This is a genomic window from Pseudomonas sp. GM80 (genome assembly GCF_000282515.1).
Taxonomy (GTDB): Bacteria; Pseudomonadota; Gammaproteobacteria; order Pseudomonadales; family Pseudomonadaceae; genus Aquipseudomonas.
This window is the reverse complement of record NZ_AKJD01000157.1, coordinates 48,502-63,993: the sequence shown is the minus strand read 5'-3', so window position 1 is coordinate 63,993 and position 15,492 is coordinate 48,502. Positions and strand designations below refer to the sequence as shown.

The following is a 15,492-nucleotide window of genomic DNA, read 5'->3' as shown; positions in this document are numbered from 1 at the left end:
CCACGCTCTGCGTGGGCACGCATCCAGTGACGCTCTGCGTCACAGGGACGCGGAGCGTCCCGGGCGGCATTCCCACGCAGAGCGTGGGAACGATCATCCGGTGCACCGTCGGCCCGTGTGGCGTGGTTATTTCGCGGCCCAGGAGTTGAAGCGCTGTTCCAGTTGCTCGCCGTTGTCAGCCCAGAAGCTGACGTCGATCTGCACCTGGTTGGCGATGTTTTCCGGGGTGGTCGGCATGTCTTTCAGGACATCCTTGGCCAGCAGAGGAACAGCCTGGGTGTTGGCCGGGCCGTAGGCGATGTTTTCCGAGTAGGTCTTCTGCTGTTGCGGCTGCACCGAGTAGGCGATGAACTTCTTCGCCGCTTCCGCACGCTTGGCGTCCAGACCTTTCGGGATCGCCCAGGCGTCGAAGTCGTAGATGCCGCCGTTCCACACCACTTTCAGGTTGGACTCTTTCTGCACCGCCGCGATGCGACCGTTGTAGGCCGAGCTCATCACCACGTCACCGGAAGCGAGGTATTGCGGCGGTTGCGCGCCGGCTTCCCACCACTGAATGCTTGGTTTCAGCTCATCAAGTTTCTTGAAGGCGCGATCCTGGCCGCCCTTGCTCGCCAGTTCCTTGTAGACGTCTTTCGGTGCAACGCCGTCGGCCATCAGAGCGAATTCGAGGGTGTACTTGGCGCCTTTGCGCAGGCCACGCTTGCCCGGGAATTTCTTGGTGTCCCAGAAATCCGCCCAGCTGGTCGGCGCGGTTTTCAGCTTGTCGGCGTTGTAAGCCAGCACGGTCGACCAAACGAAGAAACCTACGCCGCACGGCTGAATCGCGCCTTTGACGTAGTCTTCGGTTTTGCCGAACAGTGCCGGGTCGAGTTGTTCGAACATGTCTTCGTCGCAGCCACGGGACAGTTCTGGCGATTCAACTTCGACCAAGTCCCACGACACGCTCTTGGTGTCGACCATGGCTTTGACCTTGGCCATTTCGCCGTTGTATTCGCCGGCGACGATCTTGCCGTTGCCCGCCGCTTCCCACGGTGCATAGAAGGCTTTGACTTGCGCCGCCTTGTTCGCCCCGCCAAACGACACCACGGTCAAATCCGGGCCAGCGGCCATAGCGCTTGCCGCACCCATCAGGCCCAGGGTCAGGGCGGTGAACTTCAGGGATCTCAACATTTATTGTTCTCTCCACGTGCAGGGTTGGTGTTGGTGTTGCCGGGGCGATCAGTTCGCCTCTAGAAGAGGATCGAGCGCGCGTACGTGCTCGACCTGCCAGCCAAGCGGAACCACGTCACCGACCGCGAGCGCAGGATCGAGCTCGGCAATCGGTTGTTTCACGAAGAAGTCGGTCTTGCCGCAGACTTCCAGGCGCACCCGGACGTGGTCGCCCAGATAGATGAATTCCGCCACCCTCCCTGAGAAGCGGTTGACGCATTGATCGCTCGAACCGTTGAGGCTGACGCGCTCCGGACGGATCGACAGGGTCACCGGTTCGCCGGTCTGGCCGACATTGACCGCCAGCGCCTCGACCTTTTCGCCACGGCCCAACTCGACCACGCAGCGCTCGCCGGTCTGGCTGAGCAGGCGGCCGTTGAGGCGGTTGTTCTCGCCGATGAAGTTGGCCACGAAGGTGTTTTTCGGTTCTTCGTAAAGCGTGCGCGGCGGGGCGATCTGCTGGATTTCGCCTTGATGGAATACCGCGACGCGGTCGGACATGGTCAGCGCTTCACCCTGATCGTGGGTCACGTAGACCACGGTCACACCGAGGCGCTGGTGCAGGTGTTTGATTTCCATCTGCATGTGTTCACGCAATTGTTTATCGAGGGCACCGAGGGGTTCGTCCATCAGCACTAGTTGCGGTTCGAATACCAGAGCGCGCGCCAATGCCACACGTTGCTGCTGACCACCGGACAATTGCGCCGGGTAGCGTGAAGCGAATGCGTCGAGCTGCACCATGCTCAGGACTTTCTTGACCTTGTCGTTGACGTCGCTCTTGTTCAGGCCGCGCACGCTCAGCGGGAAGGCGAGGTTTTCGGCGACGGTCATGTGCGGGAACAGCGCGTAATTCTGAAAGACCATGCCGATGTCGCGTTTGTGCGGCGGCACGTTATTGATCGAACGCCCGGCCAGCAGAATCTCGCCGGCAGTCGGCGTTTCGAAACCGGCGAGCATCATCAGGCTGGTGGTTTTCCCGGAACCGGATGGCCCGAGCAGGGTAAGAAATTCGCCTTTGCGAATGTCCAGGTTGAGGTCTTTGACGATCAGGTTCTCGCCGTCGTAGCTCTTCTGCACTCCACGAAAGCTGACCAGCACATCACTGGCCCCTGCGTTTGAATCGACCTGGCTCATACCCACACCTTTGTTGTTGATGACTGCTTGTGGATTAAGCCTAGTGGTTGCTGACAGGCACGCAAATCGGGGCGCAGGAGAGAATCGCCTCAGCCGGATGGAAGGTTGGGGGTAGGGATTGCCCTACAAGGATGGCGCAAACGGATACGGCAGTGACAAGGGACAAGCTGCGAGCCGCAAGAACAAGCAAAAGCCCCTGTCGCTCACAGATATGCCAACACGGTCTACTGTAGGAGCTGCCGAAGGCTCGGGCCGCGATCGGACGATCTTTTGACTTTATAAACAGCAGGATCAAAAGATCGCAGCCTTCGGCAGCTCCTACAGGGGACGGGTTTAGAGGAGTTTATGTTCCATCGCGTATTTGACCAGTTCGGCCAGCGAGGTGATGTTGAGCTTTTGCATCAACCGCGCTTTGTGGGTGCTGATGGTTTTGCTGCTCAGCGCCAGTTGCTGGGCGATATCGTTGACGTTGGCGCCTTGGGCCAGGCGCTCGAACACCGAGAATTCGCGTTCGGACAATAGCGAATGCAGCGGCCGGGCATCGGTCAGGCCGACTTCGAAGACCATGCGGTCGGCCAGATCCGGATCGATGTAGCGCCCACCCGCCGCGACTTTGCGGATCGCCGTGAGCAGCAGCGCCGGATCGCTGTCCTTGGTCGCATAACCGGCGGCGCCGACCTTGAGCGCACGCGCGGCCATCTGCGCTTCGTCATGCATCGACAGCACCAGAATCGCCGGTGGATTGTTCAATGCGCGGATGCGCGGGATCGCCTCGAGACCATTGACCCCGGGCATGGAGATGTCGAGCAGCACCACTTCGCACGGTACATGGCGCAGGGTTTCCAGCAGTTGCTCACCATTGCTCGCCTCGCCCACCACTTGCAGATCCTTGGCCAGGCCAATCAACTGCTTGATGCCCTCGCGGACGATGGTGTGGTCTTCGGCTACCAGAACACGGATCACTTGCACTCTCCTCGGTTGTTGTTTTCAGGGCAAAAGATCGCAGCCTGCGGCAGCTCCTACATTGATCGCATTCCCCTGTAGGAGCTGCCGCAGGCTGCGATCTTTTAGCGATCCAAAGGCACCCACACTTTAAGACTGGTGCCCTCCCCCGGCTCACTCTCCAGCACCAACCGCCCACCCATGATCAACACCCGCTCGCGCATGCCGACCAAACCAAACGAAGTTGGCCTACCCGTGGCGGCGACAAATCCTACGCCATCATCGGCAACCGTCAGGCACAACTCATCGCCCGCAAGCTCCAGCGTCAGTTCCACAGTATGCGCCTGAGCATGACGCATCACGTTGGTCAGCGCCTCCTGCAAAATCCGGAACAAGCCAATGGCCTTGGCATCACTGAGCGCCGGCAGATTGTCCGGCACCTGCACCAGACACGGAATCTGCGTGCGCGCTTCAAATCGCCGCGCCTGCCACTCGATCGCCGACGCGATCCCGGCATCGAGAATCGGTGGGCGCAACGCCGTCGCGACATCCCGCACCAGCTGGAACAACTGCGCGATCAGCCGCTTCATGCTGTTCAGCCGTTCATTCAGCCCTGGGTCGAGTTGCGCGTAGGCCAATTCGCACATTGATGTCTCCAGCTTCAGCACCGTGAGCATCTGCCCCAGCTCATCGTGAACTTCGCGGGCGATGCGCGCCTTCTCTTCTTCGCGCACGCTCTCCAGGTGCGCCGACAGTTCGCGCAGTTGCTCTCGCGACGCCGCCAGCTCCAGCTCGATGCGTTTGCTTTCGCTGATGTCCCAGACGATACCGTCCCAGACATACGCGCCATCTTCCAGTTGCCGGGTGATCGCCTTGATCTCGGCCCAACGCTGTTCGCCCTGCCGGGTGAGGATTCTGCCCTGCCACGACCAGTCGCTGTCGGTGTCCAGCGCCTGATCCTGGGTGCGGTGATAACTGGCCCGGTCGTCCGGATGGACCAGACTGCGCAGGCCCATGTCGCGATGGGCGATGACGGCCGGGGCATAACCGACAAGGCTCTCGCTGCCTTCGCTGATGTAGGCAAAGTCGATCTGCCCGGTCACCGGCGCACGCTCCAGACGAAACACCAGCCCCGGCACGTTGGCGGCGATGCCTTGCAGCCGCGCCTCGCTTTCCTGCAACGCGGCCAGGGCGCGACGGCGCTCGGTGACGTCAGTCAGGTAAACCACCAGATACTCACTGTCACGAAAACGCAAAAAGCTCAGCGAAACATCCGCCGGCAAAATACTGCCGTCAGCGCGCACGCAACTGGTTTCAAAACTCAGCGGCCCTTCTTCACTGGCCCGCGCACGCTTCCACAGGTTGAGCCAGCGATCCATGTGCAGGCCCGGTTCGAAGTCGATCAACGGCCGCTCGATCAGTCCGCCTGCGGAGTAACCGAGCATGTTTTCTGCCGCACGATTGGCGTAGCGCACATGGCTGTCCCAATTGACCCAGAGGATGCCAACGGTGCTTTGATCGATGGAAAACTGCGTCAGCCTTAGCGCTTCTTCGCTGGCGGCGCGCAAAGCGATGTCTTCCCGGGCGGCGAGCAGGCGCTGTTCGAGGCTGTGCTGTTGGCGCCGCTGCCAGAACACGATCGCCACGCAACTGAGCAGCATCACCGCGAACAACAGGCTGAGGTTCTGCCAGAAACCGGGCGACTCCGACAGTCGCGGGTATTTCGGCTGCAGCCATTGATTGTGCAGGCGCTCCAGATCTTTCGCCGGGATCGCGCGCAAAGCGCTTTGAACAATACCGGCCAACTCTGGCCAGTCCCGACGCGAGGCGACCCGCAACAATTGCGGCAGACCGATATCACCGACCACCACCAGTTCGGCGAACTCCGGCTCTGCTGACAATCGACCGAGTTGCGCCTCATCGACTACCGCATAAGACGCCTGCTGACTCAGCAACAATTGCAGCGCCTGACGTTCGAGCGGCACGCCTTGCAGGTTGAGATGGGGATAGTTGCCCCGCAGATAATCGGCGGTGGTGCTGGGCATGCGCACGGCGACGCGGGTCTGGCCGTCGAGTTTTTCCAGATCGATCGTGCCGCTGGCTTTCTGGTCGCTGACCACCAGTTGCGGCACACGCATGTACGGATCGGAAAATTGCCAGAGACGCAACGCGCCCGGGGTTTGCATCAGGCCCGGGGCGATGTCGATTTCGCCCTCGCGCACCGCTGCTTCCAGTTGCGCGAGGTCTTGAAAATTGCGCCAGCTCAGTTCGACATCGAGCACCCTGGCCAATGCTTTCATCAGTTCGACGTTGGCCCCGGACAGCTTCTGCAAACGCCGGTCGTATTGCGCAAACGGCGCCTGCAAGACCAGACCGACGCGCAACTCATGGTGCTGCGCGAGCCATTGCTGCTGGCTCGGCGACAATTGTGCGACCGGTGTCGGCGGCGCAGGCGCTGTCCAGCCCATCAAGGGAAACCACAAACAGCCGATAACCCACAGGCAGCAAAATCGCTTCATTGAAGTCTCATACACTGACAAATTCTGACCAACCCATTAGGCTGCCGGGATACTTTCTGGCCTGGAATAACCGATGCCCTCTGTTTACCGCCTGGCAATGCCAGCATTGTGCCTGTCGCTGATCCTGCCTTGTGCGTTTTCCGTCGAAGCCGCCGATCCGGCGCCTGCCGCCACGGCAGAAAAACCCGCCGAAGAAAAACCGCTCGAACGCCAGCCACTGCTTGAGCGTAGTCAGGAAGAGGCCGCCGCACTCGGCCGTACGGTTCCGGCGCAAGAGCAGCAACAGTTGCAGGCTGGCGGCGAGACGTTCCTCACCCTGTGGAAAAACGCCAACACCGCTGAACCCAAAGGTGCGGTCATTATTATCCCAGGCGCCGGCGAAACCGCTGACTGGCCTCAGGCAATCGGCCCGTTGCGGCAGAAACTGCCCGACGCCGAGTGGAGCAGCCTGAGTATCAGCCTGCCTGATCTGCAAAGCGATGCGATCGCACCGCGCGTCATTGAGCCCGTCGCCGCGCCGAAAGCGCCGGAAACCGGCAGCAAGGATGCCACCACCGCACAACCGATCGAGCAGGCCGCAGGCGGTGAAGCCGAGGTCGCCGATCAGGTCGTCGCCGAGACCGTGGAAGAACAGGAAAAGGCAGACGGCGAGCGCATCTTCACGCGCATCGACGCGGCCATTGCCTACGCCGAACAACAGGGCGCGCGCAGCATTGTCGTGCTCGGTCATGGCACCGGTGCTTATTGGGCGGCGCGTTATTTGAGCGAGAAACAGACCGCGCAGGTGGCGAAGTTTGTGATGGTCGATGCGCAGACACCGGCCAAGGCCAAACCGGCACTGGCCGAATTGACGCCGACGCTGAAATTGCCGACGGCGGATATTTTCTACATGGACAAGGTTCTGGATCGCAATGCCGCACTGGAGCGCATGCAGGCGAGCAAGCGTTTGAAGACCTCGGCGTTCAGCCAGGTGGCGTTGCAGGTGTTGCCGGACAAGAAGGCTGAGCAGGAACAGTTGTACCGTCGGGTGCGCGGCTGGTTGAATCCACAGAACAGCGACTGATAACAGCAAAAGCAAAAGATCGCAGCCTTCGGCAGCTCCTACAGGAAATGTATTCCAAGGTAGGAGCTGCCGAAGGCTGCGATCTTTTGATCTTCAACGGTCAGCGAAAATCGCGTCGCTCGCGAATCAACGTATACGCATTGTGCAATTCACGCGTTCGCTCGGTCGCTTCACGCACCTGCGCCGCCGTCGCCCCAGTGCCGGCAATCTTGTCCGGATGATGCCGACTCAGCAGCCGCCGGTATGCGCGTTTGATCTGCGCCGGTTCGCTATTGGCTGAAACACCGAGCAAACGCATCGCTTCCTGATAACTCACCGCCGCGCTGACAATCGGTCGCTTGCCGGGCTCGTAATCACTGGCCAACGCCTGCACCTGATGCGTCGTCCAGCCCAGCCACTTGCCCCATTGCGCCAACAATTCACGCTCACTGACGCCCGCGCGGCCATCGGCCCAGACCATCCGCCAGCAAGCACGCAAAACCCCTTCGGACGCGTGCGGCTGAGCACTCAGGCGTTTCAGATAACCACGCAGATTATCGCTACCAGACTTGCCACGGTTGAACGCGGCAATCGCCCGACGCGTCGCCGGCTCACTCATCTCCAGCGCGCGCATTTCGTTGCGCGCCTGGTGAATATGCCCGTCGGTGACACGGCCATCGCTCTTGGCCAGACGCCCAAGCAACACAAACAACAATTCGTCGTTGCGCAGCATCGGCCGACCGCCGAGCTTCTCGCGCAAATGCCCCCAGCTCTGCAAGTGCAGACGCCGATCCAGCGCCTGTCCCAACAAAGCACCAAGCATGGCCCCCGGAATGCTGGCAATCGCAAAACCCGCACCGGCTCCAATCAGAGTCCCTGGCCACAACATCTCAGCGACTCGCTTCTATCAAGGTTTCGGCTTCGGCCAGACGCTCGTGGGTGCCGACATCGACCCAGTGACCTTTCAAGCGTTCGCCGCTGACCTCGCCTTGCGCCATGGCTTGGCGTAGCAGCGGTGCCAGTTTGAAAGCACCGTCGCTGCAGCCGTCGAACAATTGCGGATGAAGCACGGCGATGCCGCTGTAGGTCAGGGTCGCAGCATCTGCCTGGCCATCAATCACCTGACCGTCGACCAGGGAAAAGTCGCCAGTCGGGTGATGCCCCGGGTTGTCCGCCAGCACCAGATGCGCCAGGCCGTTGATCGGCTGGTGCAGCACGCTGAAGTCGTAATCGGTCCAGATATCCCCGTTGACCACCAGGAATGCGTCGTCGCCAAGCAACGGCAGCGCACGGAAAATCCCGCCGCCGGTTTCCAGCGGCTCGCCTTCCGGCGAGTACTGAATGCTCACGCCAAACTGCGAACCGTCGCCCAGATAATCCTCGATCTGCTGGCCGAGCCAGGCATGGTTGATCACGATCTCGTCAAACCCTGCGGCCGCGAGGGCGCGCAGGTGATATTCGATCAAGGGCACGCCGCCGGCGCGCACCAGCGGTTTCGGGGTGGTCAGGGTCAACGGGCGCATGCGCTCGCCTTTGCCTGCCGCCAGAATCATTGCCTTCATGCTGTTGCTCCACCCCGCAGGCTGGTGAACAACGCTTGCAGCTCCGCCAGCTCAGGACGACGCGCGATCACTGCTTCTATATAAGAGAAGAAGCGCGGCACGTCGGCCAGATAGCGCGGCTTGCCGTCGCGATGGCAGATGCGCGCGAAAATGCCGATGACTTTCAAGTGGCGCTGCACGCCCATCAGGTCGCTGGCACGCAGGAAGTCCTCAAAGTCCGGCTGCACCGGAATGTTCAGCGCCGAAGCTTGCTGCCAATAGTTTTCCAGCCAGCCACGCACACGCTCTTCCGGCCAACTGAGGAAGGCGTCCTTGAACAGGCAGGTAACGTCGTAGGTCACCGGGCCGTAGACCGCATCCTGGAAATCCAGCACACCAGGGTTCGGCTCGCTGAGCATCAGGTTGCGCGGCATGTAGTCGCGGTGCACCAGCACTTTGGGCTGGGCCAGGGCGCTGTCGATCAACAGGTCGCTGATCTGCTGCCACTGTTGTTGCTGAGTCGAATTGAATTCGACGCCCAGTTCACGCTTCACGTACCACTCAGGGAACAGTTCCAGCTCACGACGCAGCAGTGCAACGTCGTAACTCGGCAGCGGCGCAACCATCGGCAACTGCTGAAAAGCCAGCAATGCTTTCATGGCATCGTCGAATAACGCATCGGCATTTTCGCCATCGATCACGTCGAGATAGGTCTTGTTGCCCAGGTCATTGAGCAAAAGAAAACCGCGTTCGAGGTCTTCGGCATAAATTTTCGGCACATTAATTCCGGATTTCGCCAGCAAAAACGCGATATCCACGAACGGTTTGCAGTTTTCCTGGGGCGGCGGCGCATCCATCACGACGAAGCTGCGACCAGCGCCTTCCCACCGGAAGTAGCGGCGGAAACTCGCGTCGCTGCTAGCCGCGGTCAACGTGGCCGGGGGCACAGCGCCCCAGCCCTGATCTGCAAACAGGTTTGCCAACTGCTCATCGAGCCAAACTTTCAGGTGTTGCAAGCGTACATCTTGGTCAGGCATTGCAAGGGTCTCCGACGGCGCTAGCCGTCAAGCGGGTCATGCTTTATTATCCAGCATCTTTTTCAGACCATCGAGAGGCGTGCGGCCCACACCGCGGGCAGATGGCACGCAGGAAGCCCGGACTAATAAGATGGCATTGAAATCCCCCGCGTTTCGTAAAAAATTTCCGTTGTTGGTAACCGGCAGTCTGCTGGCTATGCAACCTCTGGCCAGTCAATTCGTTGTTGCCGCCGAGCAGTATGACTGCTCCGTCTCGGCAACGGGTGGTTGGGCCTGTGCGCCCAAATCAACCGCTGCTGCGTTGCCGCCACGTCCAGTGCATGACGGCAGTGCCGTCAGTGCCACCGGCGAAGCGGCGAGCGAGAACGGTTCGACTGCCGACACAGCCCCTAAAACGGCACTGGTCACCGAAGCCAAAGGCCGCGGCCTGAAATCCCGTAGCGAAGACTTCAGTCACCTCGACTGGGTTCCGCGCGAGAAGCTCACCGCCGCTCAACTGGCCGAGACCGGTCCGTACTGCTCTGGTGCCTATATCGAACCGATTCGTCCTGGCATGAATGACAAGACGAACAAAAGCGATGCTCCGACCTTTATCGGCGCAAAAGCCTCGCGCTATAACACCGATGATCAAGTCGGTACGCTGGCCGGTGATGTTGTCCTGCGTCAGGGCAGCATGCAGGTCGAGTCCGACGAGGCGAGCCTGTATCAGGCCGAGAGCCGCGCCGAACTCAATGGCGACGTGCGCATCCGTGACAACGGCGCACTGATCGTCGGCGACCACGCTGACGTTCAGCTCGACACCGGTGAAGCCAAGGTCGACAACGCCGAATACGTGATGCACAAATCACGCATCCGCGGTAACGCGCTGTACGCCAAGCGTGCCGAAAACGCGATCATCCGCTTGAAGGACGGCACGTACACCACGTGCGAACCGAACAGCAACGCCTGGCAGCTCAAGGGCAACAACATCACCTTGAACCCGGCCACCGGCTTCGGTACCGCGACCAACGTGACGCTGCGCGTAAAAGACATCCCGATTCTGTACACGCCTTACATCTACTTCCCGATCGATGATCGTCGCCAGTCGGGCTTCCTGCCGCCGACCATCGGCAGCGGCAGCGATACCGGCTTCATGCTGGTTACGCCGTACTACTTCAACCTGGCGCCGAACTACGACGCCACGTTGTACCCGCGTTACATGAGCAAGCGCGGCATGATGGTAGAAGGCGAGTTCCGTTACCTGACCAAATCGAGCGAAGGTCAGTTCGGCGCCGCGTACCTGAACGACGACAATACCGATCGCAGCAAGCAGACCGACTACGAAAAAAATCGCTACATGTACAACTGGCAGCACAAGGGCGGTCTCGACTCCCGTGTGATGACCCAGGTTGACTACACCAAGATCAGCGATCCGTACTACTTCCAGGATCTGACCACTGATCAGATCGGGGTGAAGAGCGCCGACTTCGTGAACCAGCAAGGCTCGGTCACCTATCGTGGCGACAGCTACACCGCTCGCTTGAACGCCCAGGCGTATCAACTGGCCACCGTGTCGAACATTACACCGTACGATCGTCTGCCGCAGATCACCTTCAATGGTCAGCTGCCGTATCATCCGGAAGGTCTGAATTTCGATTACGAGACCGAACTGGTTCGCTTTGATCGCGATCTGGAGAACGGCAACTTCACCAATGAAGACGGCACTGTCGAGTCGCGCCTGGACAACAACGTCCAAGGCCTGGCCCGTGCCAACGGCGATCGTCTGAACCTGAAGCCGGGCGTCAGCCTGCCGATGAACTGGACTTATGGCTTCCTCAAGCCGTCGCTCAAGTATCAGTACACCCAGTACCAACTGGATCTGGACGGCAAAGGCAAATCGCAGATTGATGCGATGACCGCCGAGCAGCAGAAGCTCAACGGCAAGTTCGACAGCAACCAGAACCGTGGCGTACCGATCGCCAGCATCGACAGCGGCCTGTACTTCGACCGCAACACGTCGTTCTTCGGCAAGAACTACCGTCAGACCCTGGAACCACGCCTGTTCTACCTCTATGTTCCTGAGGTGGATCAAGAAGACATTCCGGTGTTCGACACCAGCGAATACACCTTCAACTACGCCTCGCTGTTCCGTGACAACCGTTTCTCTGGTGCCGACCGTGTCGGTGACGAGAACAAACTGTCGCTGGGTGTAACCAGCCGCTGGATCGAAGACAACGGTTTCGAGCGTCAACGTATCAGCGTCGGCCAGGCCCTGTACTTCAAGGATCGTGAAGTCCAACTGCCAGGTATCGATGCCAAGACCCGTGACGATGCGCATGCCAACGTTTCGCCGTATGCGCTGGAATACGAATACCGCTGGAACCGCGATTGGCGCACCACTGCCGACTACAACTGGGACCCGGACAGCCGCAGCCCGCGTTCCGGCAGTGCGATGTTCCACTACCAGCCTGAAGACAACCCGAACAAGGTTATCAACGCCGGTTATCGCTATCGCAACGATCAGGTCCGCTACGACCAGAACACCGGTAAGTGGGCTGTGGGCGGTGGCGATTACGGCACCCCGGGCCAGCCTGGCTATGTGAAGGACTACTACAAGATCCAGCAGCATGACTTCTCGGTCATCTGGCCGATCGTTCCACAGTGGAGCGCGATCAGCCGCTGGCAGTACGACTACAACCGCAACCGTACGCTGGAAGCCTTCGGTGGTTTCGAATACGACAACTGCTGCTGGAAACTGCGCCTGATCAACCGTTACTGGGTCAGCTATGACGAATTCAGTCAGAACGCCCCGGAAAACGAAAAAGGCGACCACGGCGTCTTCCTCCAAATTGTTCTGAAGGGACTCGGCGGCCTCACTGGCGCCAAGGTAGAGAGCTTCCTCGACAAAGGCATCCAAGGTTATCGTCAACGTGAAGACCAAGCTTTCTGATTGTCTGCGCCCGCTGATGCTGGGCGCGCTGTTCCTGGGTACTGCGGCCAACGCCGCAGTACAGTCCATCGATAAAGTGGTAGCGATCGTCGACAACGACGTGGTCATGCAAAGCCAACTGGACCAGCGTGTCCACGAAGTTCAGCAGACCATCGCCAAGCGTGGCGGCGGTTTGCCGCCGCCAGGCGTGCTGGATCAACAGGTGCTTGAGCGCCTGATCGTCGAAAACCTGCAACTGCAGATCGGCGAACGCTCCGGCATCCGCATCACCGATGAAGAACTGAACCAGGCTGTCGGTACCATTGCCCAGCGCAACAACATGACTGTGGATCAATTCCGCGCCGCTCTGGCTCATGACGGTCTGTCTTACGACGACGCCCGTGACCAGATCCGTCGCGAAATGGTCATCAGCCGTGTACGTCAGCGCCGTGTGGCAGAGCGCATCCAGGTGTCCGAGCAGGAAGTGAAAAACTTCCTCGCCTCCGACCTGGGCAAGATGCAGCTATCCGAAGAACTGCACCTGGCCAACATCCTGATTCCTACCCCGGAAAGCGCCAGCTCTGAAGCGATTCAGAACGCCGCACGCCAGGCGATGGAGGTTTACCAGCAGCTCAAGCAGGGTGCTGACTTCGGCCAGATGGCCGTTGCCAAATCCGGCAGCGACAACGCACTCGAAGGCGGCGACATGGGCTGGCGTAAAGCCGCGCAACTACCACCTCCCTTCGATCGCGAGCTGAGCAGCATGGCTGTCGGCGACGTGACTCAGCCAGCGCGCACACCGGGTGGTTTCATCATCCTCAAGCTGCTGGCCAAGCGCGGCGGCGAGACCCAGACCCGTGATGAAGTGCATGTGCGCCACATCCTGGTCAAGCCAAGCCCGATTCGCGACGAAGCCAAGACCAAGGCCCTGGTGCAATCGCTGTATGAACGCATCGTCGCCGGTGAAGATTTCGCCACCCTGGCGAAGAGCTACTCCGAAGACCCGGGTTCTGCGCTCAATGGCGGTGACCTGAACTGGATCGACCCGAACGCACTGGTTCCGGAGTTCCGCGAAGTGATGGCCAATACCCCGCAGGGTCAGCTGTCCAAGCCATTCCAGACCCAATACGGCTGGCACGTTCTGGAAGTCCTTGGCCGTCGCGCCACTGACAGCACTGAACAGGCCCGCGAGCAGCAAGCAATGACCGTACTGCGTAACCGCAAATACGACGAAGAGCTGCAAACCTGGCTGCGTCAGATCCGTGACGAAGCATACGTAGAGATCAAACTCCCTGGTGCAGACCAGGCAGCGCAGTGAAACCCAAGCGTTTCGCGCTGACACCCGGCGAACCAGCCGGCATCGGTCCCGACCTGTGCCTGCTGCTCGCCTCGCAAGCCCAGCCACATCCCCTGATTGCCATCACCAGCCGCGACCTGCTCATCGAGCGGGCCGCGCAGCTGGGGCTGGCCATCAACTTGCTGGATGTCGGCCCGAATCACTGGCCGGACGCTCCGGCACCCGCCAATAGCCTGTATGTCTGGGATACACCGCTCAGCGCCCCCGTGGTTGCCGGGCAACTGGACAAGGCCAACGCCGCGTTCGTCCTCGAAACCCTGACCCGTGCCGGTAACGGCTGCCTCAACGGCGATTTCGCCGGGATGATCACGGCGCCTGTGCACAAAGGCGTGATCAACGAATCGGGCATCGCGTTCTCCGGGCATACGGAATTTCTGGCTGACCTGACCCATACCGCACAGGTTGTGATGATGCTGGCGACACGCGGTTTGCGCGTGGCACTGGTCACCACTCACCTGCCCCTGCGCGAGATTGCCGATGCGATCACGCCGGAACGGCTGGAACGGGTCACGCGAATTCTGCACAGCGATCTGCAAAACAAATTCGGCATCGCCCAGCCACGCATTCTGGTCTGCGGACTCAACCCGCACGCTGGCGAAGGCGGACACCTGGGCCATGAAGAAATCGACATCATTGAACCGACATTAGAGCGCCTGCGCGGCGAGGGCATGGACCTTCGTGGCCCGCTGCCTGCCGACACTCTGTTTACCCCCAAATATCTGGAGCACTGCGATGCAGTGCTGGCGATGTACCACGACCAGGGCTTGCCTGTGCTTAAGTACAAAGGCTTTGGCGCTGCGGTCAACGTGACCCTGGGCCTGCCGATCATCCGCACATCGGTCGACCACGGCACTGCCCTGGATCTGGCCGGCAGCGGCAAGATCGACACCGGCAGCCTGCAAGTCGCCCTGGAAACCGCCTACCAGATGGCCGAGACCCGTTTATGACCGAGCAATACCAACACAAGGCGCGCAAACGCTTTGGCCAGAACTTCCTGCACGATGCCGGCGTTATCGACCGCATCCTGCGCTCCATCAGCGCCAAGCCTGACGATCGTCTGCTGGAAATCGGCCCGGGCCAAGGCGCGCTGACCGCCGGCCTGCTCAACTCCGGCGGGCAACTCGACGTAGTGGAACTGGACAAGGATCTGATCCCGATCCTCAACCAGCAGTTTGCCGGCAAGAGCAACTTCAACCTGCACCAGGGCGATGCGCTGAAGTTCGACTTCAACACGCTCAATGCCGCGCCGAACAGCCTGCGTGTGGTCGGCAACCTGCCGTACAACATTTCGACGCCGCTGATTTTTCACCTGTTGAACAACGCCGGCATCATTCGCGACATGCACTTCATGCTGCAGAAAGAAGTGGTCGAGCGTCTGGCCGCAGGCCCTGGTGGTGGTGACTGGGGCCGGCTGTCGATCATGGTTCAGTACCACTGCCGCGTCGAACATCTGTTCAACGTTGGCCCGGGCGCGTTCAACCCGCCGCCAAAAGTAGATTCGGCGATCGTTCGTCTGGTGCCGCACGCCGTGCTGCCGCACCCGGCCAAGGATCACAAGTTGCTCGAGCGCGTTGTGCGCGAAGCCTTCAACCAGCGTCGCAAGACCCTGCGCAACACCCTCAAGCAATTGCTCAGCAATGCCGAGATCGAAGCCGCCGGCGTCGATGGCAGCCTGCGTCCGGAGCAACTGGACCTGGCCGCGTTCGTACGCCTGGCTGACCAGCTCGCGATCCAGGTCCCGGCCTCCCCCGCCGCCGACTGACAAACGATGAACGCTATCGGGCAGGACGCCACTCTGGTTTA

General features: G+C 60.4%; 12 protein-coding genes. 5 read left to right on the top strand and 7 right to left on the bottom strand.

Annotated features, from left to right (window positions below):
* Positions 1-126: 126 nt before the first annotated feature.
* The 4 genes from PMI37_RS22305 to PMI37_RS22290 all read right to left on the bottom strand — a co-directional run bounded on the left by PMI37_RS22305 (position 127) and on the right by PMI37_RS22290 (position 5,804).
* The gene (locus PMI37_RS22305) at positions 127-1,170 is read right to left on the bottom strand and encodes an ABC transporter substrate-binding protein (protein ID WP_008085222.1); all 1,044 of its coding nucleotides are present in this window, start codon (positions 1,168-1,170) and stop codon (positions 127-129) included.
* Between the two features lie 48 nt (positions 1,171-1,218).
* Positions 1,219-2,343, bottom strand: a complete 1,125-nt coding sequence (locus PMI37_RS22300) for an ABC transporter ATP-binding protein (RefSeq protein WP_008085220.1) — start codon at positions 2,341-2,343, stop codon at positions 1,219-1,221.
* Between the two features lie 333 nt (positions 2,344-2,676).
* Positions 2,677-3,306: a response regulator gene (locus tag PMI37_RS22295; RefSeq protein ID WP_008085218.1), complete on the bottom strand. Its 630-nt coding sequence runs from the start codon at positions 3,304-3,306 to the stop codon at positions 2,677-2,679.
* Positions 3,307-3,410: 104 nt separating this feature from the next.
* Positions 3,411-5,804, bottom strand: a complete 2,394-nt coding sequence (locus tag PMI37_RS22290; RefSeq protein WP_008085216.1) for a PAS domain-containing sensor histidine kinase — start codon at positions 5,802-5,804, stop codon at positions 3,411-3,413.
* A gap of 73 nt (positions 5,805-5,877) precedes the next feature.
* On the opposite strand from PMI37_RS22290, the gene PMI37_RS22285 reads away from it, so the two are divergent.
* A complete protein-coding gene (locus PMI37_RS22285) occupies positions 5,878-6,867 on the top strand; it encodes an alpha/beta hydrolase family protein (RefSeq protein ID WP_008085214.1) in 990 nt (329 codons plus the stop codon).
* Between the two features lie 100 nt (positions 6,868-6,967).
* On the opposite strand, the gene PMI37_RS22280 is transcribed toward PMI37_RS22285, so the two are convergent.
* From PMI37_RS22280 to PMI37_RS22270, 3 genes are read right to left on the bottom strand one after another with little or no spacing between them, the layout of a single operon-like run.
* Positions 6,968-7,735, bottom strand: coding sequence for a DnaJ domain-containing protein (locus PMI37_RS22280; RefSeq protein ID WP_008085213.1), 768 nt, complete (start codon positions 7,733-7,735; stop codon positions 6,968-6,970).
* Position 7,736: 1 nt separating this feature from the next.
* Positions 7,737-8,408 carry an N-acetylmuramate alpha-1-phosphate uridylyltransferase MurU gene (gene murU, locus PMI37_RS22275; protein ID WP_008085211.1) on the bottom strand — a complete coding sequence of 224 codons (672 nt, stop codon included), beginning with the start codon at positions 8,406-8,408 and terminating at the stop codon, positions 7,737-7,739.
* On the bottom strand, positions 8,405-9,424 hold the full coding sequence (locus PMI37_RS22270; RefSeq protein WP_008085210.1) for an aminoglycoside phosphotransferase family protein: 1,020 nt from the start codon (positions 9,422-9,424) through the stop codon (positions 8,405-8,407). Before PMI37_RS22270 ends, murU begins: the two co-directional genes overlap by 4 nt.
* Positions 9,425-9,554: 130 nt before the next feature.
* On the opposite strand from PMI37_RS22270, the gene PMI37_RS22265 reads away from it, so the two are divergent.
* The 4 genes from PMI37_RS22265 to rsmA are packed head-to-tail and all read left to right on the top strand — an operon-like array spanning position 9,555 to position 15,451.
* Positions 9,555-12,353: an LPS-assembly protein LptD gene (locus tag PMI37_RS22265; RefSeq protein ID WP_008085207.1), complete on the top strand. Its 2,799-nt coding sequence runs from the start codon at positions 9,555-9,557 to the stop codon at positions 12,351-12,353.
* Positions 12,334-13,650 (top strand): peptidylprolyl isomerase SurA, encoded by a 1,317-nt coding sequence (surA, locus tag PMI37_RS22260; protein WP_008085205.1) that lies wholly within the window; start codon positions 12,334-12,336, stop codon positions 13,648-13,650. Before PMI37_RS22265 ends, surA begins: the two co-directional genes overlap by 20 nt.
* Positions 13,647-14,636 (top strand): 4-hydroxythreonine-4-phosphate dehydrogenase PdxA, encoded by a 990-nt coding sequence (gene pdxA, locus PMI37_RS22255; RefSeq protein ID WP_008085203.1) that lies wholly within the window; start codon positions 13,647-13,649, stop codon positions 14,634-14,636. Before surA ends, pdxA begins: the two co-directional genes overlap by 4 nt.
* Positions 14,633-15,451: a 16S rRNA (adenine(1518)-N(6)/adenine(1519)-N(6))-dimethyltransferase RsmA gene (gene rsmA / locus PMI37_RS22250; protein ID WP_008085201.1), complete on the top strand. Its 819-nt coding sequence runs from the start codon at positions 14,633-14,635 to the stop codon at positions 15,449-15,451. The genes pdxA and rsmA overlap by 4 nt, the downstream gene beginning before the upstream one ends.
* The last annotated feature ends 41 nt before the right edge of the window (positions 15,452-15,492 follow it).

Bases quoted from the DNA above. Each gene is read 5' to 3' on its own strand.
- murU (WP_008085211.1), bottom strand. From the start codon at position 8,408: ATGAAGGCAATGATTCTGGCGGCAGGCAAAGGCGAGCGCATGCGCCCG.
- rsmA (WP_008085201.1), top strand. From the start codon at position 14,633: ATGACCGAGCAATACCAACACAAGGCGCGCAAACGCTTTGGCCAGAAC.
- PMI37_RS22285 (WP_008085214.1), top strand. From the start codon at position 5,878: ATGCCCTCTGTTTACCGCCTGGCAATGCCAGCATTGTGCCTGTCGCTG.
- PMI37_RS22280 (WP_008085213.1), bottom strand. From the start codon at position 7,735: ATGTTGTGGCCAGGGACTCTGATTGGAGCCGGTGCGGGTTTTGCGATT.
- PMI37_RS22300 (WP_008085220.1), bottom strand. From the start codon at position 2,343: ATGAGCCAGGTCGATTCAAACGCAGGGGCCAGTGATGTGCTGGTCAGC.
- PMI37_RS22305 (WP_008085222.1), bottom strand. From the start codon at position 1,170: ATGTTGAGATCCCTGAAGTTCACCGCCCTGACCCTGGGCCTGATGGGT.
- PMI37_RS22270 (WP_008085210.1), bottom strand. From the start codon at position 9,424: ATGCCTGACCAAGATGTACGCTTGCAACACCTGAAAGTTTGGCTCGAT.
- PMI37_RS22290 (WP_008085216.1), bottom strand. From the start codon at position 5,804: ATGAAGCGATTTTGCTGCCTGTGGGTTATCGGCTGTTTGTGGTTTCCC.
- PMI37_RS22265 (WP_008085207.1), top strand. From the start codon at position 9,555: ATGGCATTGAAATCCCCCGCGTTTCGTAAAAAATTTCCGTTGTTGGTA.